The sequence below is a fragment of the Pseudokineococcus sp. 5B2Z-1 genome (genome assembly GCF_037482305.1).
Taxonomy (GTDB): Bacteria; Actinomycetota; Actinomycetes; order Actinomycetales; family Quadrisphaeraceae; genus Pseudokineococcus.
On record NZ_JBBHZG010000004.1, the window covers coordinates 19,490 to 37,085 of the forward strand.

At 77.3% G+C, this 17,596-nt stretch carries 19 protein-coding genes; 6 read left to right on the forward strand and 13 right to left on the reverse strand.

The features are described 5' to 3' along the window. The 7 genes from WDV85_RS10945 to WDV85_RS10975 all read right to left on the reverse strand — a co-directional run. On the reverse strand, positions 1 to 370 hold a 370-nt coding region (locus WDV85_RS10945), incomplete at its 3' end, for a TSUP family transporter (protein ID WP_339570642.1). 97 nt (positions 371 to 467) lie between these two features. After that, entirely contained in the window at positions 468 to 1,214 is a 747-nt protein-coding gene (locus WDV85_RS10950) for a sulfite exporter TauE/SafE family protein (protein WP_339570643.1), read from the reverse strand. Positions 1,215 to 1,357: 143 nt separating this feature from the next. Continuing rightward, positions 1,358 to 1,969 carry a hypothetical protein gene (locus tag WDV85_RS10955; protein WP_339570644.1) on the reverse strand — a complete coding sequence of 204 codons (612 nt, stop codon included), beginning with the start codon at positions 1,967 to 1,969 and terminating at the stop codon, positions 1,358 to 1,360. Positions 1,970 to 2,060: 91 nt separating this feature from the next. Continuing rightward, positions 2,061 to 3,122, reverse strand: a complete 1,062-nt coding sequence (locus WDV85_RS10960) for a sugar phosphate isomerase/epimerase family protein (protein ID WP_339570645.1) — start codon at positions 3,120 to 3,122, stop codon at positions 2,061 to 2,063. Continuing rightward, the gene (locus WDV85_RS10965; RefSeq protein ID WP_445263303.1) at positions 3,119 to 4,267 is read right to left on the reverse strand and encodes a Gfo/Idh/MocA family protein; all 1,149 of its coding nucleotides are present in this window, start codon (positions 4,265 to 4,267) and stop codon (positions 3,119 to 3,121) included. Before WDV85_RS10965 ends, WDV85_RS10960 begins: the two co-directional genes overlap by 4 nt. A gap of 5 nt (positions 4,268 to 4,272) precedes the next feature. Beyond that, a complete protein-coding gene (locus WDV85_RS10970) occupies positions 4,273 to 5,400 on the reverse strand; it encodes a Gfo/Idh/MocA family protein (protein ID WP_339570647.1) in 1,128 nt (375 codons plus the stop codon). After that, complete coding sequence (locus WDV85_RS10975) at positions 5,397 to 6,173, reverse strand: sugar phosphate isomerase/epimerase family protein (RefSeq protein WP_298990735.1); 777 nt, start codon at positions 6,171 to 6,173, stop codon at positions 5,397 to 5,399. The genes WDV85_RS10970 and WDV85_RS10975 overlap by 4 nt, the downstream gene beginning before the upstream one ends. 106 nt (positions 6,174 to 6,279) lie before the next feature. Here WDV85_RS10975 and WDV85_RS10980 point away from each other — a divergent pair, with 106 nt between their 5' ends. Then, complete coding sequence (locus WDV85_RS10980; RefSeq protein WP_339570648.1) at positions 6,280 to 7,509, forward strand: ROK family transcriptional regulator; 1,230 nt, start codon at positions 6,280 to 6,282, stop codon at positions 7,507 to 7,509. A 51-nt stretch (positions 7,510 to 7,560) separates the two neighbouring features. Continuing rightward, a complete protein-coding gene (locus WDV85_RS10985; protein ID WP_339570649.1) occupies positions 7,561 to 7,848 on the forward strand; it encodes a hypothetical protein in 288 nt (95 codons plus the stop codon). Between the two features lie 26 nt (positions 7,849 to 7,874). Here the strand turns inward: WDV85_RS10985 and WDV85_RS10990 are convergent, their stop codons facing one another. Further along, positions 7,875 to 10,115, reverse strand: a complete 2,241-nt coding sequence (locus WDV85_RS10990) for a glycoside hydrolase family 3 C-terminal domain-containing protein (RefSeq protein ID WP_445263304.1) — start codon at positions 10,113 to 10,115, stop codon at positions 7,875 to 7,877. 156 nt (positions 10,116 to 10,271) lie between these two features. Here WDV85_RS10990 and WDV85_RS10995 point away from each other — a divergent pair, with 156 nt between their 5' ends. Next, positions 10,272 to 10,499 (forward strand): hypothetical protein, encoded by a 228-nt coding sequence (locus WDV85_RS10995; RefSeq protein ID WP_339570651.1) that lies wholly within the window; start codon positions 10,272 to 10,274, stop codon positions 10,497 to 10,499. 20 nt (positions 10,500 to 10,519) lie between these two features. On the opposite strand, the gene WDV85_RS11000 is transcribed toward WDV85_RS10995, so the two are convergent. The 4 genes from WDV85_RS11000 to WDV85_RS11015 all read right to left on the reverse strand — a co-directional run bounded on the left by WDV85_RS11000 (position 10,520) and on the right by WDV85_RS11015 (position 13,566). After that, positions 10,520 to 11,509 (reverse strand): formylglycine-generating enzyme family protein, encoded by a 990-nt coding sequence (locus tag WDV85_RS11000; RefSeq protein ID WP_339570652.1) that lies wholly within the window; start codon positions 11,507 to 11,509, stop codon positions 10,520 to 10,522. A gap of 38 nt (positions 11,510 to 11,547) precedes the next feature. Beyond that, on the reverse strand, positions 11,548 to 11,907 hold the full coding sequence (locus WDV85_RS11005) for a DUF202 domain-containing protein (protein ID WP_339570653.1): 360 nt from the start codon (positions 11,905 to 11,907) through the stop codon (positions 11,548 to 11,550). After that, positions 11,904 to 12,266 (reverse strand): YidH family protein, encoded by a 363-nt coding sequence (locus tag WDV85_RS11010; RefSeq protein ID WP_339570654.1) that lies wholly within the window; start codon positions 12,264 to 12,266, stop codon positions 11,904 to 11,906. Before WDV85_RS11010 ends, WDV85_RS11005 begins: the two co-directional genes overlap by 4 nt. A 94-nt stretch (positions 12,267 to 12,360) precedes the next feature. Continuing rightward, positions 12,361 to 13,566, reverse strand: coding sequence for a cation:proton antiporter domain-containing protein (locus tag WDV85_RS11015; protein WP_339570655.1), 1,206 nt, complete (start codon positions 13,564 to 13,566; stop codon positions 12,361 to 12,363). 156 nt (positions 13,567 to 13,722) lie between these two features. Between WDV85_RS11015 and WDV85_RS11020 the strand changes: the two genes are divergently transcribed. Next, positions 13,723 to 14,670, forward strand: coding sequence for an ABC transporter ATP-binding protein (locus tag WDV85_RS11020; RefSeq protein ID WP_339570656.1), 948 nt, complete (start codon positions 13,723 to 13,725; stop codon positions 14,668 to 14,670). After that, entirely contained in the window at positions 14,667 to 15,554 is an 888-nt protein-coding gene (locus WDV85_RS11025) for an ABC transporter permease subunit (RefSeq protein WP_339570657.1), read from the forward strand. The genes WDV85_RS11020 and WDV85_RS11025 overlap by 4 nt, the downstream gene beginning before the upstream one ends. Before the next feature lie 207 nt (positions 15,555 to 15,761). On the opposite strand, the gene WDV85_RS11030 is transcribed toward WDV85_RS11025, so the two are convergent. Then, entirely contained in the window at positions 15,762 to 16,778 is a 1,017-nt protein-coding gene (locus WDV85_RS11030) for an EamA family transporter (RefSeq protein ID WP_298990754.1), read from the reverse strand. 97 nt (positions 16,779 to 16,875) lie between these two features. Here WDV85_RS11030 and WDV85_RS11035 point away from each other — a divergent pair, with 97 nt between their 5' ends. Then, on the forward strand, positions 16,876 to 17,442 hold the full coding sequence (locus WDV85_RS11035) for a CGNR zinc finger domain-containing protein (RefSeq protein ID WP_298990756.1): 567 nt from the start codon (positions 16,876 to 16,878) through the stop codon (positions 17,440 to 17,442). The last annotated feature ends 154 nt before the right edge of the window (positions 17,443 to 17,596 follow it).

Genomic DNA, 17,596 nt, shown 5'->3' on the forward strand with positions numbered 1-17,596 from the left:
CGCGGCGGGCCCGGGCCCGCGCCAGGTGCGCCGACACCCCCAGCGCGGCGATGACGAGGAGGCCGAGGACGAGCTCGAGCCACGCCGACGGCACCGAGCGGGCGAGCACGAGCCCGCCGGGCACCCCGACGAGCGCCGCGAGCGTCACCGGCAGGAGGCGCCGCGGCTCGACGTCGCGCCGCACGCGCAGCAGGACGAGGAGCGCCACGATCGCCCCGAGGAGGTTGACGAGCACGACGCCGGGCGACGGCCCGACGAGCAGCACGAGCACCGGCGCCGCGACGACGGCGAAGCCCAGCCCCGTCACGCGCTGGGCGGCCGCCCCGACGACGAGGACGAGGGCCACCACGAGGGCCGCCGTCGTCGTCACGCCGCGCACCCTGCCACCGCCGCCCGGGAGCCCGCTGCGCGAGGCCGCCCGGCGCCGCTGGTCGGCAGGTCCGGCGCCGCCCGCCCGTGCGTCGGACTCAGCCCGCCAGCAGCTCCACGAGCCCGCGCACGGCGATGGTCGCCGCGCCGGTGGCGGCGACGACGAGGAGGCCGGCGCGCGCCGTCCGCTGGCTGAGGTGGCGGGACACCCGGTCCCCGAGCAGGACCCCGACGCCGAGGGCCGCGGCGATGCCCAGCCACACCCACCAGGCCAGCGCGGGCAGGGACGACGGGTCGATGGCGAGCTTGGAGCCGAAGGACACGAGGCCGGTCGTGATGAACAACGGCTGCAGGGTCGCCGCGAAGGAGCGCTGCGGCCACCTGCTCGCGACCGCGTAGACGCTGAAGGCCGGCCCGCCGACGCCCGCCGTCGTGTTCATCGCGCCGGCCGCCAGCCCCGCGACGACGGCCGGCGCCGTCCCCGTGGCCGCCGGCGCCCGGCGCGCGAGCAGCGAGGACGCGAGCGCCAGGAGCACGAGGACGCCGACGACGAGCTCGAGCCACGCGCTGGGCGCGGCCTGCGCCAGCACCGAGCCGGGGAGGATCCCGACGACGGCCGCGCCGCCGAGCAGCGCGTACCGGCGCCAGGCGACGTCGCGCCGCACGCGCAGGAGGATGAGCGTGCTCGTCAGCGCGGCGCAGACGTTGACGACGAGCACCCCGCCGACGGGGCCGAGCAGCAGGACGAGGAAGGGCGCCGTCACGAGCGCGAAGCCCATGCCCGTGACGCGCTGGCTCACCCCGCCGAGCACCACGGCCACGAGGAGGAGCACGGCGGTCGCCACGACGCGCCACCCTGCCACCCGGCCGTCGCCCTCCCCGACCGCGCCGTCACCGCCACGTCGAGCCCTGACCTGTTCGTCGGACGTGACCGCGCACGGTCACGTCCGACGAACAGGTCCGCCGAGCGGGGCCGGAGCGGAGCCGGTCAGGGGCGCACGGACAGCCGCGCCGCCGTCCCGAGCAGCGACACGGCGGCGAGCGCGCCGACGACGTCGCGGACGACGTCGTACGGCGTCACCGCGATGAGCAGCGCGACGCCGGTGGCGCCCGCGAGCACGAGCCCGGCGCCGGCCCAGCGGTACTCGGGCTGGTCGAGGGCGTAGGCGGCCGGGAGGCCGTGCGCGCCCATGGCCACCGCGGCGAAGGGCGCGAGCACCTGCGGCGAGCGCGTCGTCACCCCGAGGACGAGGACGACGGCGAGCACGAGCGCCAGGGACCCGGCCGTCCGGACGAGCAGGCGCCGCCACTCGGCGGGGTGGTCGCGCAGCCGCTCCGTCATGCCGCCGTCGGTGCGGGGCACGGGGCGGTGCGCCAGCCCCGCGAAGAGCCCCGCGAGGACGAGCGCGCCGCCCACGAGCCACAGCCCCCGCGGCACCCCGAGCCCGGTCGCCGCGACGGCGGACCACCCGACCCCGAGCGCCGAGATGGCCAGGGCGCCGCGCCGCCGCAGGACGCGGCTCCACAGCTCGGCCGCCTCGCCGCTCGTCGGCACGTCGGCGTGCTGGCGGGCCCGGACCCGCCCCCAGGACGTCCTCACGGCGACGAGGGTGGCACCGCGGGCGCGGCGCTCGTGGGTGTCCTGAGGCATCGATCCGGTCACGGCACCCGTCCGGCCCGCCCGGCCGCCCTCAGTCCTGGCTGCTGAAGGCGGCGTCGAACGACGCCGTCGGGCGGTCCCACAGCAGCGAGCGCACGAAACCGACGGCCTCGGCCGCGCCCTTGAGGCGGTCCATGCCGGCGTCCTCCCACTCCACCGAGATGGGGCCGGCGTAGCCGATGGCGCGCAGGGCGCGGAAGGAGTCCTCCCACGGCACGTCGCCGCGCCCCGTGGAGACGAAGTCCCACGAGCGGCGCGGGTCGCCCCACGGCAGGTGGGAGCCGAGGACACCGGCGCGGCCGTTGGCCGGGCGCAGGCGGGTGTCCTTGCAGTCGACGTGGACGATGCGGTCGGCGAACTCGGTGATGAAGGCCACCGGGTCGATCCCCTGCCACATCATGTGGCTCGGGTCCCAGTTGAAGGCGAAGGCGTCGCGGTGCTCGAGGGCCTCGAGCGAGCGCACCGTCGACCAGTAGTCGTAGGCGATCTCGCTGGGGTGCACCTCGTGGGCGAAGCGCACGCCCTCGCCGTCGAAGACGTCGAGCACCGGGTTCCACCGGCGCGCGAAGTCCTCGTACCCCGCGTCCATGACGGACGCCGGCACGGGCGGGAACTGGGCCACGTACGGCCAGATCTTCGAGCCCGTGAAGCCGACGACGACGTCGACGCCCAGGCGCCGCGCCGTCCGCGCCGTCAGCCGCATCTCCTCGGCGGCGCGCTGCCGGACGCCCTCGGCGTCGCCGTCGCCCCACACCCGCTTCGGCACGATCGCCTCGTGGCGGAAGTCGATCGGGTCGTCGCAGACGGCCTGGCCGGAGAGGTGGTTGGAGATCGCCCACACCTGCAGGCCGTTCCGGTCGAGGATCTCCCGGCGCTCGGCGAGGTAGGCGTCGTCCTCGACGGCGCGCTGCACGTCGAGGTGCGGGCCGCAGGCGATCTCGAGGCCGTCGTAGCCCCACGACGCCGCGAGGCGCGCGACCTCCTCGAGCGGCAGGTCGGCCCACTGGCCGGTGAAGAGGGTGACGGGCTGGCCGGCGCCGGGGGCACCCGTCCTGGCGGCGGCGGTCGTCGTGCTGTCGGTGTCGGCGGTCACGAGGCAGCTCCTGCGGGGGTGGGTGTGCGGGGGGCGGGCACGTCGACCCAGCCGCCCGAGCGGTGCGACGCCAGGACGGCGGCGGTGAGGTCGACGGCGCGGGCGCCGTCGGCGGCGAGCGGCAGCGCCTCGGGGGCGGCCCCGCGGGCGGCGGCGTGGGCGTCGGCGACGAAGGCGTCGAAGGCGTCCTGGTAGCCCTGCGGGTGCCCGGCCGGGACGGCGCACAGCCGGGCGGCGTCGGGCGCGAGCTGGTCGGCGTCGCGCGGCACGAGCAGGCTGCCGGAGCGCCGGCCGACCCACAGCCGCTCGGGGTCCTCCTGGTCGAAGGCCAGGCTCTCGGCCGAGCCCGCCACCTCGAGGTGGAGGCGGTTCTTGCGGCCCGGGGCCACCTGCGAGACGAGCAGCGTGCCGACGGCGCCGCCCGCGGTGCGCACGACGACGGCGGCGGCGTCCTCCGTCGCCACGTCGCGGTGCTGCGCGCGGTGCGGGTGGACGGTCGACAGGGTCGCCGCGAGCGAGGACACGCGGTCCCCCGTCACCGTCTCGAGGAGGTCGACGAGGTGGGAGCCGATGTCGGCGAAGGCCCGGCTGGGCCCGCCGCGCTCCGGGTCGACGCGCCAGTCGTCGTCCTCGGGGCTGAGCATCCAGTCCTGCAGGTAGGAGCCGGCGACGGTGAGGACGCGGCCGACCTCGCCGGAGCGCACCCGCGCCCGCGCCTCGCGGACCATCGGGTGGAACCGGTAGACGAACGGCACGGCGACGACGACGCCCGCGGCGGCCGCGGCGTCGACGACGGCCGCGGCCTCCTCGGGGCTCGTGGCCAGCGGCTTCTCGCAGACGACGTGCTTGCCCGCCGCGACGGCCGCGAGCACCTGCTCGGCGTGCAGCGCGTTGGGCGTGCAGACGTGGACGACGTCGACGGCGTCGTCCGCGAGCAGCTCCTCGAGCGAGCCGTAGGCGCGCTCGTGCCCGAGCGCCGCGGCGGCGCGCCGCGACCCCTCCGGCGTCGAGGTGAGCGCACCGACCAGCCGGGCGCGGGCCGTGCGCGCGGCCCGGGTGTGGACGGCGGCCATGAAGCCGCCGCCGACGACGGCAGCGCCGAGCGGGCCCCCGCCGCCGGTGGTGGCGGCGGGGGCCTCGAGCAGGGGGCTCACGAGGTGAGGGTCCGCGCGGTCGGGTCGAAGTCCTCGGGCAGGGCCGGGGCGACGTCGACCGTCGTCGTCAGCTCGACGGGGGCACCGTCGGTGGCGGCGCGCGTCGTCGAGACCATCGCGTCGAGGACGTGCAGCGCCAGGTCGCCGGAGGCCCGCTCGGGCACGCCGGCGCGGATGGCCCGGGCGAGCTCGAGGACGCCGGTGCCGCGCGTCGTCGTCGCGCCGACGGCCGGCTCGGCCACGAGGTCCTCGTCGAGGCGGTGGACGCCGACCTCGCCCTCGAAGGTGTTGGGGTCGGGCACGACGAGCGTGCCCTCGGATCCCGCGACCTCGAGCTGGGTGCGCTTGACGGCCGAGTCGAAGCTGAAGACGGCGACGGCGCTGGCCCCGCCGGCGAACTCGTAGAGCGCGCTGACGTGCGTGGCGACCGTGACGTCGAACTGCTGGCCGGCCTTCGGGCCCGAGCCGATGGTCCGCACCGGGCGGGCGACCGACGACGTCGCGCTGACGCGCCGGATCGGCCCGAGGAGCTGGACGAGCGCCGTCAGGTAGTAGGGGCCGATGTCGAAGAGCGGCCCGGCGCCCTCGGCGAAGAGGAAGGCCGGGTCCGGGTGCCACGACTCCGGGCCGGGGCCCTGGAAGAGCACCAGCGCCGACAGCGGGGCGCCGACGCGGCCGGACTCGAGGACGCGGCGCGTCGTCTGCAGGCCGGCGCCGAGGAAGGTGTCGGGCGCCGACGCCGCGCGCAGGCCCGCCGCGCGGGCGGTCTCGAGGAGGCGGCGGCCGCCCTCGAGGTCGAGCGCGAGGGGCTTCTCGCCCCACACGTGCTTGCCTGCGGCGACGATCTGCAGCCCCACCTCGACGTGCACGGCGGGGATGGTGAGGTTGACGACGACCTCGACCTCGTCGTCGGCCAGCAGCTCGGCGACCGTGCCCGAGCGGGGGACGTCGAACTCGGCGGCGCGCTCGGCGGCGCGCTCGACGTCGAGGTCGGCGACCCAGCGGACGTCGAGGTCCGGGAACGCCGTGAGGTTGGTCAGGTACTGGCGGCTGATCGTCCCGGCCCCGACGAGGCCGACGACGACGGGGCCGGTGCGGACGGCGCCGTCCGTGGCGGCGCTCACGCCAGGCCCTGCTCGCGCAGGAAGGCCGCGCTGTCGGCGACGGCCTGCAGGCGGTCCCCGCGGGAGTCGTCGAGCTCGACGACGCGCAGGGCGGTCGGGGCGGCGGCGACGATGTCGGCCACGGGCATGCGCCCCTGGCCGAGGGCCACCTGGTCGGCCGTGTCCGTCGAGACGGGGCCGTCCTTGAGGTGCAGCGCGACGACGCGGCCGCCGAGGCGCTGCAGCAGCGCCACCGGGTCCTGCCCGCCGACGGCCACCCAGTAGGTGTCGACCTCCAGGCCGACGGCGTCGTCGAGGGAGTCGGCGAGGACCTCGAGGGCCGGGCGCCCGTCGATCACGCTCTCGAGCTCGTGCGCGTGGTTGTGGTACCCGACGGCGACGCCGTGACGGGCGCCGACGACCGCCGCCGCGTTGAGCTCGGCCGCGACGGCGGCGACGTCCTCCGCGGTGCCCCAGCGGTCGGCGCCGACCATCGGCTCGACGACGCGGCCGATGCCCAGCGCAGCGGCGGCCGCGAAGACGGCGTCGAGCTCGTCCTCGGACAGCCCGACGAGGTGCTGGTGCGTCGTCGGGGCGGCGAGCCCCGTCTCGGCCAGGGCGCGGCCGAGGTCGGCGCCGCCCTCGCCGAAGGAGGTGAACGAGAAGGGCTCGACCTGGGCGAAGCCGAGGTCGGCGAGCGCCCGGAGGGTCCCGGTGAGGTCCTCCTGCAGCCGCTCGCGCAGCGTGTAGAGCTGGACGGACAGCAGGCCGTCGGCGGTCGGTGCGGTGGTCACGGGTCTCCTCGTCGAGTCGCTGGACTTCTGCCAGCAGTCAAGCACAAGTCGGCCGGACGGCGACACCCTTCCGCCGCGCGGATGGCCGTGCTGGTTGACTGCCCCCGTGACCGCAGGTGGCGCGCCGCTGGACGCCGGGACGCTCGTGCCGCCCGGCGCCGCGCCCGTCCTCCGGCTGCTGCGCTCCGGGCCGCCGCGCACGCGCTCGGAGATCGCCGCCGAGACCGGCCTGGCCCGCTCGACCGTGCAGGCGCGCGTCGACCAGCTCGTCGCCGCCGGGCTCGTCGCCCCCGCGGGCGAGGCGCCGTCGACGGGCGGCCGGCCCCCCGCGCGGGTCGAGTTCCGCCCCGACGCGCGGGTCGTCCTCGCCGTCGACCTCGGGGCGGCGCACGGGTCCGTCGCCGTCGCCGACCTCGCCGGGCGGGCGCTCGGCAGCCGCTCGCGCGCCCTGGCCATCGCCGACGGCCCGGGCCCCGTGCTCGACTGGGTGGCCGAGGCCGCGGCGGAGCTGCTGGCGGAGCTCGGCGGCGCCGGCGGGAGCGCCGCCGGGAGCACGGGGGTCCTCGTGGGCGCGGGCGTCGGCCTGCCCGGGCCCGTCGAGCACGCCACCGGCCGGCCGGTGCGGCCGCCGATCATGCCGGGCTGGGACGGCGTCGACGTGCCCGGCGAGGTGCGCGCCCGGCTGGTCGCCCGGGGCCTCGCGCCCGGCACGGGTGACCTGCCGGTCCTCGTCGACAACGACGTCAACCTCCTCGCCCTCGGCGAGCACACGAGCAGCTGGCCGGCCGAGGAGGACCTGCTCTTCGTCAAGGTCGCCACCGGGGTCGGCGCCGGCGTCGTCAGCGGCGGCCGGCTGCAGCGCGGCGCGCAGGGCAGCGCCGGCGACCTCGGCGCCGTCCACGTCGCCGGGGCGAGCGGCGCCGGTGCCCCCGGGGCGCCCGACGACGGGACGACGCTCGAGGCGCTGGCCAGCGGCACCGCCGTCGCCGCCCGCCTGCGCGCGCAGGGACGGCAGGCGCGGACGAGCCGCGACGTCGTCGCCCTCGTCCGCGCCGGCGACCCGCTGGCGCTCGACCTCGTGCGCCAGGCGGGCCGCGACCTCGGCGAGGTGCTCTCGACGTGCGTGAACCTGCTGAACCCCGGCGCGCTCGTCGTCGGCGGCTCGCTCGCCCTGGCGGGCGAGGACCTGCTCGCCGGCGTCCGCGAGGTCGTCTACCGGCGCTCGACGCCGCTGGCGACGCGGCACCTCACCATCGCGACACCGCGCGCCGGGGCCGACGGCGCGCTGCTGGGGGCAGCGCTCGTGGTGGCGCAGCACCTGCTCGACCCCGCCTGAGCGCCTGCTCCGCCCGGTGCCCGGGAGGGTCCGAGCACCTACGGTGCGTCCATGCTCCGCAGGCACCCCTGGCTCACGCTCCTCGCCGTCCGGCTCGGCGTGGTCGTCGTGGTCCTCGTGGCGGTCGAGGTGCTCGCCCCCGGGGCGGACTTCCTGCTCGGCGCCCTGGTCGCCCTCGGCGCGAGCGCGCTCGTCGGCGCCCTCGTCGAGAAGCGCCTCGGCATCGACGCGGCGAGCCGCCGAGCGGCGGCGGAGGGCGCGGAGGGCGCACGGCGTGCGACCCCCGACGGCGGGACGCCCCCGCCCGGAGGACCGGGCGGGGGCGCCGGGGGGCGCTGAGCGCCCCGACAGCCGAGCGTCCTGCGTCAGCCGGAGGTGGGCGCGCTGTTCGCCGCCTCCGCGAGCGCCGGCAGCTCCGCCTCGTCGACGGGGAACCCCGGGAAGCGCGTGAGCCGCACCAGCGGGATCGCCCGCATCATCCGGCCGTGCTGGGGGTCGTCGAGCATGGCGGCGGCGTCGCCCAGGCGGGCGCGCAGGTCGGGGCCGGCGACGGTGTGCTCGAGCCACGTGCCCGCCTCGGACTGCGGGGTGAGGAGCGGCACGAGGTCCTCGCCCTCGACGTCGACGACCGCCCGCTGGCGCACGTCGCGCGAGGACGCGCCGACGCGGACCTCGTAGCGGCCGCCCTCGAGCACCCAGCGGCGGTGGACCTCGCTCCAGTGGCCGAGGTCGCGGGCCGACAGGGTGAGCGAGACCTGCCGCGACGCACCGGCCTCGAGGTCGACGCGGGCGAAGCCGACGAGCTCCTGCTCCGGGCGGAAGACGCCGGCGTCCTGCGGCGCCGCGTAGACCTGGACGACCTCCGCCCCGGCGCGAGACCCGGTGTTGGTGACGGTCAGGGTGACCTCGACGCTCGCGTCCTGGCCGGCCCCCGAAGCCCGCACCACGAGGTCGGTGTGCTCGAAAGTCGTGTAGCTCAGGCCGTGCCCGAAGGGGAAGGAGACGGCCATCCGCCGGGTGTCGTACCAGCGGTAGCCGATGAGCAGGCCCTCGCGGTAGCGGACGACGCCGCTGTCGCCGGGGAAGGCGCCGTGCGCAGGGGTGTTCTCGAGGCGCAGCGGGACCGTCTCGGCGAGGCGCCCGGACGGCGAGACGACGCCGTAGAGGAGGTCCGCCGTCGCGGTGCCGCCGGCCTGGCCGAGCAGCCAGCCCTCGAGCAGGGCGTCGGCGTGGTGCGCCCAGCCGTCGACCGCCACGGCGCCGCCGTTGGAGAGGACGACGACGACCCGGTCGCAGACGCCGCGCACGGCCTCGAGCAGCGCGACCTGGCCGCCGGGGAGGTCGAGGTGCTCGCGGTCGTAGCCCTCGGACTCCCACGACGCCGGCAGCCCGAGGACGAGGACGGCGACCTCGGCGCCGCGCGCGGCCTCGACGGCCTCGGCGACGAGCGCGTCGTCGGCCCCCTCGCCCTCCGCGGGCTCGGCGACGTAGCCGGCGGCGAAGACGACCTCGCGGCTCGTGCCCGCGCGCAGGGCGGTGAGCGCGTCGTCGAGACGCGTCGGGTTCACCTGGCTGGAACCGGCGCCCTGGTAGCGGGGGCTGCGGGCCATCTCGCCGATGACGGCGATGCGCCCGCCCACGGACGGGTCGAGCGGCAGGACGCCGTCGTTGGTGAGCAGGACCGCGCTCTCGCGGGCGGCCTCGCGGGCGAGCGCGTGGTGGGCGTCGGCGTCGAAGGTCTGGCCGGGCGTCATCGCCGGCAGCGCCTTGGCGAGCAGCTCGAGGTTCCGGCGCACGACGACGTCGAGCTCGGCCTCGGTGAGGTCGCCCGCGTCCAGCCCGGCGCGGATGCTCGCGTCCCCGGAGCCGCCGGACGCCGGCATCTCGAGGTCGAGCCCGGCCGCGACGCCGCGCCAGCGCTCGTCGACCGCGCCCCAGTCGGAGACGACGAGGCCCTCGAAGCCCCACTCCTCGCGCAGCACCTGCGTGAGCAGCCACGGGTCCTGGCTGGCGTAGACGCCGTTGACCTTGTTGTAGGAGCACATGACCGTCCACGGCTGGGCGCGGGTGACCACGCGCTCGAAGGCCGGCAGGTAGATCTCCCGGAGCGTCCGCTCGTCGACCTCGGCGGAGATGCTCATCCGCTCGGTCTCCTGGTTGTTGGCCGCGAAGTGCTTCAGCGAGGTCCCCACGCCGCGGCCCTGGACGCCCTGCACGAGCGCGGCGGCCAGCTCGCCGGCGAGCAGCGGGTCCTCGGAGAAGTACTCGAAGTTGCGGCCGCACAGGGGGCTGCGCTTCATGTTGACGCCCGGGCCGAGCAGGACGGCGACCTGCTCGGCGCGGCACTCGTCGCCGAGCGCGGCGCCGACGCGGCGCAGCAGGTCGGGGTCCCACGTCGACGCCAGGCCGGCCGCGGGCGGGAAGCACGTGGCGGGCACGCTGTCGTTGAGGCCGACGTGGTCGGACTCGCCCGCCTGCTTGCGCAGGCCGTGCGGGCCGTCCGTGACCATGACGGCCGGCACGCCGAGGCGCTCGACGCCCTGCGTGTGCCAGAAGTCCGAGCCCGACGCGAGCGAGATCTTCTCCTCGAGCGTGAGCTGCGCCATGACGGCGTCGACGTCGAGCGGCGGGTCCTGCGGGGTGCTCACGGCGGTCCTCCTGCTCGCGCGCCCTCGCGCGGGTGGGTGGGGCGGGTGGACGGGGTCCATCGGTGGGGCTGCACCGGTCGGGCCGGGTGCCCGGCCGGACGCTAGCGCCGTACCGTGAGCGGGGTGCTGCACCGCCACCCCCGCGTGACGTCCTTCGTCGCCCGCTTCCTCGTCATCGTCGTCGTCCTCGCGGTCGTCGACGCGCTGGCACCGGGGCTCGGGACCGTCCTGCGCGTGGTCGTGGCCGTCGCCGCCAGCCTCGCCGTCGGCGCGCTCGTCGACCGGCACCTTGGCCTCACCGGCCGGCGCAACCCGGGGGACGGGCCGCCCGGGCAGCACTGACGGCCCACCCCGGGACGGGCTCAGGCCGGACCGACCGTCCGGAACCCGGCGTTGCCCATCGACGAGTCGGGCGTGTTGGCCGAGCGCGCGCTGTTGCGGTAGCGGTTGCAGTAGGAGTCGTGGCACAGGTACGAGCCGCCGCGCATGACCCGCTGGCCGGTCTCGCGCTGGGGGCCGCGGGGGTCGCGCCGCGGCGAGCGCGCGTAGTAGCCCGGGTCCGACCAGTCCGCGCACCACTCCCAGACGTTGCCCACCGTCTGCCACAGGCCGTAGGCGTTGGGCGCGTAGGTGCGCACCGGCGCCGTCGTGAGGAAGCCGTCCTCCTCGGTGTTGCGCACCGGGAAGTCGCCCTGCCAGATGTTGCAGGCCCACGCCTCGGGCAGCGCGTCGCCCCACGGGTACCGCGCGCCGTCGACGCCGCCGCGGGACGCGCACTCCCACTGCGCCTCCGAGGGCAGCGAGCGTCCCGCCCACGCGCAGTAGGCGACGGCGTCGTTCCAGCTGACGTGCGTGACGGGGTGGTCCTCGAGCCCGTCGACGTCGGACAGCGGCCCGCCGGGGTGGCGCCAGTCGGCGCCGCGGACGCCGAACCACCAGGGCGTCTGCGCCGGGCGGCCGAGGACGTCCTCGTCCCGCGCGGCGAGCGCGAGGTGGAAGACGGCGGAGAAGCCGAAGACCTCGGCCTCCGTGGCGTACCCGGTGGCGTCGACGAAGCGGGCGAAGTCCGCGACGGTCACCGAGGTGGTGTCGATCGAGAAGGCGTCGAGCTCGACGGCGTGGACGGGCGTCTCGCCGTCGCCGTGCCGGCCGTCGCCGCGGGCGTCGCCCATGGCGAAGACCTGCGCGGGGACGACCGCCTGCTCGACGCGGTGCTCGCCCGCCCCGCGGCCGGGCGCCACCGCCGGTGCGCCGCTGACGGGCGGGCGCGGCGGCGCCTGCGTGGGCTGCACGACGTCGGCCGCGGACGGCGCGCAGCACGCGCTCCGGGAGGCGTCGGCGGGTCCGGTCATCTCGTGCTCCTCGGGTGGTCGGGCGCCGCCGTCGGTGGTCACGCCGCCACCGCCCGGGCGACGACGAAGGCGAGCGACGCGGCGCCCACGAGCCCCAGCGCGGCCGTCAGCGCGGCGACCGCCGGGCCCGGCGACGGCAGGGCGCCGCCGCCGTCGGACACCAGCTCTCGGCTCACGCGGTGGTACTGCGTGGCGGCGCCGACGTACGCGGCGCCGCACAGGACGAGCCCGAGGAGCCCGACGACGGCGACGACCGGCCCCAGCACCGGCGCGACGAAGCGGACCACCGCCGCGCAGGCGACGGCCAGCGCGAGCGTCGTCCGCCGCCACGCCAGGAGCGTGCGCTCGGGCTGCAGGCCCGGGTCGAAGAGGTCGTCGACGGGCACCGCCCGGCTCACAGCAGCAGGCCCACGACGAGCAGGGCGCTCGCGAGGACCACGCCGCCCGCGACGACGGGCGCCAGCGAGGGGGCGGGCAGCGGCGTCGCCCGGCGCATGGCGATCTCCGCGCGGGCCCAGCCGAGCCACGCCTGGGCCGCCGACAGCAGGCCGAGGACGACGAAGACCACGGCGGAGGCGAGCCGCAGCACCGGGTCCACCGGCAGGGCGAGCGCCTCGAGGGCGACACCGGCGGCCAGCAGCGCCAGCGACGTCCGCACCCAGGCGAGGAAGGTGCGCTCGTTCGCGAGGCTGAAGCGGGGGTCGGGCTCCTCGCCGCGGCTGTACACGCGGCGGGGGAACCTCACGCGCTCAGCCACCCGTCGTCCTCCTCGCTCGCACCGACCGTTCGACGTCCTCACCCTGCCACCCGTCGGCGCCCCGACCGGCACGGCCTCGGGGGAGGGCCGGGCGCTACCCCTGCGCGACCCGCCCGTACCGCCGCGTCGCCGGCGCGGCCGTGACGCCGAAGGCGAGCGTGCTCACGGCGACGGCGAGCGACCCGGCCGCGAACAGGCGCGGGTCGGTGACGCCCTCGTCGAGGCTGTAGACGAGGTAGAAGACGGCGCTGACGCCCATGGGGCCGAACCAGCCGGCGAAGGCGCCGTCGCGGCCGGACAGCCCGAGGGGCCGGTGCAGCAGCAGGAGCGCCGGCAGCCGGCGGACCAGCAGCACGGCGACGGCGAAGACGGCGGCGCCCCACCCGAGGTCGGCCCAGTCCGCCCACGGCAGGACGACGCCGAGCACGAGGAAGAACGGCAGCACGGCGTAGCGGTTGACCGCCTCGTCGAGGGAGCTCTGCGGCTCGCGGTCCGACGTCGGCACGACCCGGTTGTAGGCGAGGCCCGCGACGAAGACGGCGAGGACGCCGTCGGCGCCCGCCACCCGCGCCACGCCCAGCACCGCGACGGCCAGGAGGAGCGTGATGACGAGGCGCGGGCCACCGGCGAGGGTGCGGTCGTCGTCCGCGCGCGGCACGAGGCGCCCGGCGAGCGTCCCCAGCACGACGCCGACGACGACGGCGACGACGACCTCGCGGACGGCGTCACCGACCGCCGTCCCGAGGCCCTCGTCGGGCAGCACCGCGGCGAGGCCGAGGAGGACGAAGGGCAGGCCGAGGCCGTCGTTGGCGCCGCTCTCGCCGGTGAGCACCTGCCGCAGCCGCGCCGGGAGGTCCTGCTCGGCGGGCCCGCCGGAGACGACGGAGGACGCGAGGACGGGGTCGGTCGGGGACAGGCACGCGCCCACGAGCAGGGCGAGCCCGAGGGGCAGGCCCATGGCCAGGGCCGCCGCCCCGCTGAGGAGCATCGCGAGCGGCATGACGAGGACGAGCAGGAGCACGACCGGTCGCACGACCGACCGGATCCCGCTGAACCGGAAGCGCAGGGCCGCGGCCATCACCGACCAGGCCAGCAGCAGGCGCGTGCCCTCGAGCAGCAGGGGGTCGCGGACGTCGTCGGGCACGACGACGAGCCCGAGGACCGCCGGGCCCACGAGGACGCCGAGCACGAGCGCGACGAGCGGCTCGCTCACCGGTGACCGGCGCACCACCGTGCTCAGCAGCGCCAGCGCGACGCCGACGACGCCCACCACGGCGTAGACGAGGTGCAGCTGCTCCACGGGTCCCCCTCGGCGTCGACCGGCCGCCCGGGTGATCGCGCGGCCCCCGCGATGGTGGTGGAGGAGCCCCGTGCGCGCAGCCCCGCGACGGCGCAGGGCCGGAGGGCCCTGGTCGGGCGGGGCGGGCCGCCCGCCTCGGGCCCCTAGCCTGGACCCGTGATCGAGGCCAGGGGCTTGACCAAGCGCTACGGCGCGAAGACGGCGGTCGACGACCTCTCGTTCACCGTGCGGCCGGGCTCCGTCACCGGCTTCCTCGGGCCGAACGGCGCGGGGAAGTCGACGACGATGCGCCTGCTCCTCGGCCTCGACCGGCCGACGTCCGGCGAGGCGCTCGTCGGCGGCAAGCACTACCGCGAGCACCGGGCGCCGCTGCGCGAGGTCGGGGCGCTGCTGGAGGCCCGAGCCGTCCACCCCGGTCGCAGCGCCCGCGCGCACCTGCTCGCGCTGGCGCGCACGGAGGGCATCCCGGCCCGTCGGGTCGACGAGGTGATCGAGCTCGTCGGGCTCACCGGCGTCGCCCGCAAGCGCGTCGGCGGCTTCTCGCTCGGCATGGGCCAGCGCCTCGGCATCGCGACGGCGCTGCTCGGCGACCCGGCCGTCGTCATGCTCGACGAGCCGGTCAACGGCCTCGACCCCGACGGCGTCCTGTGGATCCGCACCCTGCTCAGGGGGCTCGCCGCCGAGGGCCGCGCCGTCCTCGTCTCCAGCCACCTCATGAGCGAGATGGCGCAGACCGCCGACCACCTCGTCGTCGTCGGGCGCGGCCGGCTGCTGGCCGACACGAGCGTCACCGAGCTCACCGCCCGCACGCAGGACGCCGCCGTCACCGTGCGCTCGCCGCAGGCCGCGCGCCTCGCGGTGCTGCTGCGCGGCGTCGGGGCGCGGTCGGCCACCACGGGGGACGCCGACCGGCTCGAGGTGCACGGCGCGACCGCCGCGCAGGTCGGCGAGGTGGCGGGCCGCCACGGCGTCGTCCTGCACGAGCTGCACGCGCGGACCTCGACGCTCGAGGAGGCCTACATGGCCCTCACCCGCGACAGCCGCGAGTACCGCACCGACGACGCCGAGCCCGCCGGGACCGCAGCCGAGGGAGGCGCACGATGAGCAGCACGAGCACGGTGGGCGGAGGGTCGCGCGGCACCCGCCGGGGGGTCGCCGGGTCGCAGAGCACCGGGTCCGGCGGCGCGTCGCTGCCGCGGGTGGTCGGCGGCGAGTGGACGAAGCTCGCCACGCTGCGCTCGACGTGGGTCCTCGTGCTCGTCGTCCTCGTCCTCGGGATCGGCGTCGCCACGCTGTCCGGCTGGGGCGTCTCCCAGGCGCTGGAGGCCGCGGAGACGAGCGGGCAGGTGCCGCCCGGGGGCCCGCCGGGCGGGTTCCAGACCGGCCCGACGGGCCAGCTCGTGCCGATCCTCTCCTCGACGTCCCTCGCGGCTCTGCTGCTCGCGGTCCTCGGCGGCCTGGCGGTCACGGGCGAGTACGCCACCGGCACCATCACGGCGACGCTCACCGCCGTCCCCCGCCGCTGGCCGGTGCTCCTCGCGAAGGCGCTCGTGCTCCTCGTGCTCGCGGGCGTCGTCGCGCTGGTCGTCTCCTTCGCCGCGCTGCTGCTCGGGGCGTCCTTCTTCCCCGAGGACGTGCGGGTCGGGCTCGGGGACGACGGCGTGCTCGGCGCCGTCCTCGCCAACGCGGCAGGGATGGTCTCGCTCGCCCTGCTCGGCCTCGGCGTCGGGGCGGTGCTCCGCAGCACCGCCGGCACCATCACGCTGCTCGTGGCGCTCGTCTTCGTCGCGCCGCCGCTGCTGCCCGTCTTCGGCGTGGACTGGCTCACGACGGCGTCGGAGCACACCCCCGTCTCGGCCGCGCTGTCCTTCGCCCAGCTCGACGGCTCGGCGCCGTACGGGACGACGGCCGCGGTGCTCGTGCTCGTCGGCTGGGCCGTGGTCCCGCTCGTCGCCGGGCTCGTGCTGCTGCAGCGCCGCGACGCCTGAGCCGCACACCGACCTGCGCGACGGCTCGTCCGCGGTGATCGCGAGGCCCTGACCTGCGGTGACGCTGCGCGACCGCGCCCTCCGCAGGTCGCTGTGCGCGGGACGGCTGCCGTCGGGGAGGACGAACCCCTCCGCTCGCGGCAGCGCGGGGCGCTGACCTGCGCCTCCGCGCGCCGGTTGCATCTTCGTCCTCCCCGGCGGCGCGCCTCAGGGGGCCGGCGGGCCCTCGACGGGGACGGGCGACCGGCGGCGGGCGGCGCGGCCGGGGCGCGCGGAGCGCGCCGGGCGGGCGGCGCGGCCCTCGTCGGCGTTGACCGCGACGGCCCCGGCGACGATGAGCGCCCCGCCGAGCAGCTGCACCGGCACGGGGAGCTGGCCGAGCAGCACCCAGGCGACGAGGACGGCGAAGACGACCTCGGTGAGCCCGACGAAGGAGGCCGTGCGCGAGCCCAGGCGCCGGGCCCCGGCCACGCCGGTGGCGTAGGCGATCGCGCCGGCGACGACGCCGAGCCCGAGGACGGCGACCCACCAGGGCACCTGGGCGCCGGCGAGCAGCACGTCGCCGCCCGAGACGGCGAGCGGCACGAGCCCCACGAGCCCGGCCAGCCCGAGGACGGCGGCGCCGACGACCAGGCCGCCGGTCGCGAGCACGAGCGGGGGCAGCCCCGCGCCGGGCCGGGCCGACAACGCGAAGTAGGCCGCGAGACCGCACGCCGCGAGCAGGGCCCACGCGACGCCGACCGGGTCCACGCGGACCGAGCCGGTGAGGTCGAGCACGAGGACGAGCCCGCCCAGCGCCAGGACCGTGCCGAGCGCCACGAGCGGGGAGGGCCGGCGGCCGCGCACCCACGCCAGGAGCACGAGGAGCGCCGGGGCGAGGTACTCCAGCAGCAGCGCGACGCCGACCGACACCGTCTGCACGGCGGTGAAGTAGGCGAGCTGGCAGCCCGCCACGGCGATGACGCCGTAGGCGACGACGAGCCCGGCGTCCGCGCGCAGGAGGTGCCAGCGCCCGCGGAGGACGAGCGCCGCGGGCACGAGCAGGACCGCGGCACCGACGACCGCCCGCACGAGGACGGCGGCCCCCGGCGTCCAGCCCGCCTCGAGCAGGCCCTTGCCTAGGGTCCCGGAGGTGCCGAAGGCCAGCGCCGACAGCAGCGCGACCGCGAGGCCGACGGCCCGGGTGCGGCCGGTGGCGGGGACCGTCGTCGTGGGGGCGCTCATGCGGTCCACCTCCTCCATCGGTCGTCGCCGACCGGGTCGTCATCAGTCATCGGTGCGTACGCTGGTGACGCTAGGGACGTCGACGTCAGGAGTCAACATGGTCTTCGCCCATGACACGGAGGTGTCGCTGACGACGGCGGCTGCGCTCGTCAACACCGCTCCCCCGGCGGCGCCCGGGCACCGGCGGGAAGGGGTCGACCAGCTGGCGACCACCGGCGACCTCGACGCCTTCGTCGAGGAGTGGGACTACACGGGGTCGCGCACCCACGACGCCGCCGAGCTGGACGCCGTCCGGGCCCTGCGACCGCGGCTGCGGCGGCTGTGGACGGGTGAGGAGGAGGAGCAGGTCACCGGCGTCAACGACCTCCTCGCCCGGGCGCGGGCCCTGCCGCAGCTCGTGCGCCACGACGGGTGGGACTGGCACCTGCACGCCACGACGCCGGACGCGCCCCTGGCCGAGCGGATGGCGGTCGAGGCGGCCATGGCGCTCGTCGACGTCCTGCGCTCGGGCGAGCGCTCGCGGCTGCGCACGTGCGCGGCGGAGGACTGCGACGACGTCCTCGTGGACCTCTCCCGCAACCGCTCCAAGCGCTTCTGCGACGGCGGGTGCGGCAACCGCGCCGCGGCTGCGGCGTACCGGGCGCGGGTCGCCGACCGCGGCTGAGGGGGTCTGCCCACCTCGCCCGGGACCTCCGGCAGCGAAGGAGGGCGACGAAGTCCGGCCCGGGGGGCCCCGAGAGGGGACGAAGGCGACGAAGGACCGCCCGGGGGCGCCCCGAGAGGGGAAGAAGGCGACGAAGTCCGCGGCGAGGTGCTCC

Excerpts from the sequence above, each read along its gene's own strand:
- WDV85_RS11030 (WP_298990754.1), bottom strand. The coding sequence starts at position 16,778 with ATGAGCGCCCCCACGACGACGGTCCCCGCCACCGGCCGCACCCGGGCC.
- WDV85_RS10985 (WP_339570649.1), top strand. The coding sequence starts at position 7,561 with ATGCTCCGCAGGCACCCCTGGCTCACGCTCCTCGCCGTCCGGCTCGGC.
- WDV85_RS11025 (WP_339570657.1), top strand. The coding sequence starts at position 14,667 with ATGAGCAGCACGAGCACGGTGGGCGGAGGGTCGCGCGGCACCCGCCGG.
- WDV85_RS11000 (WP_339570652.1), bottom strand. The coding sequence starts at position 11,509 with ATGACCGGACCCGCCGACGCCTCCCGGAGCGCGTGCTGCGCGCCGTCC.
- WDV85_RS10990 (WP_445263304.1), bottom strand. The coding sequence starts at position 10,115 with ATGGCGCAGCTCACGCTCGAGGAGAAGATCTCGCTCGCGTCGGGCTCG.
- WDV85_RS11035 (WP_298990756.1), top strand. The coding sequence starts at position 16,876 with ATGGTCTTCGCCCATGACACGGAGGTGTCGCTGACGACGGCGGCTGCG.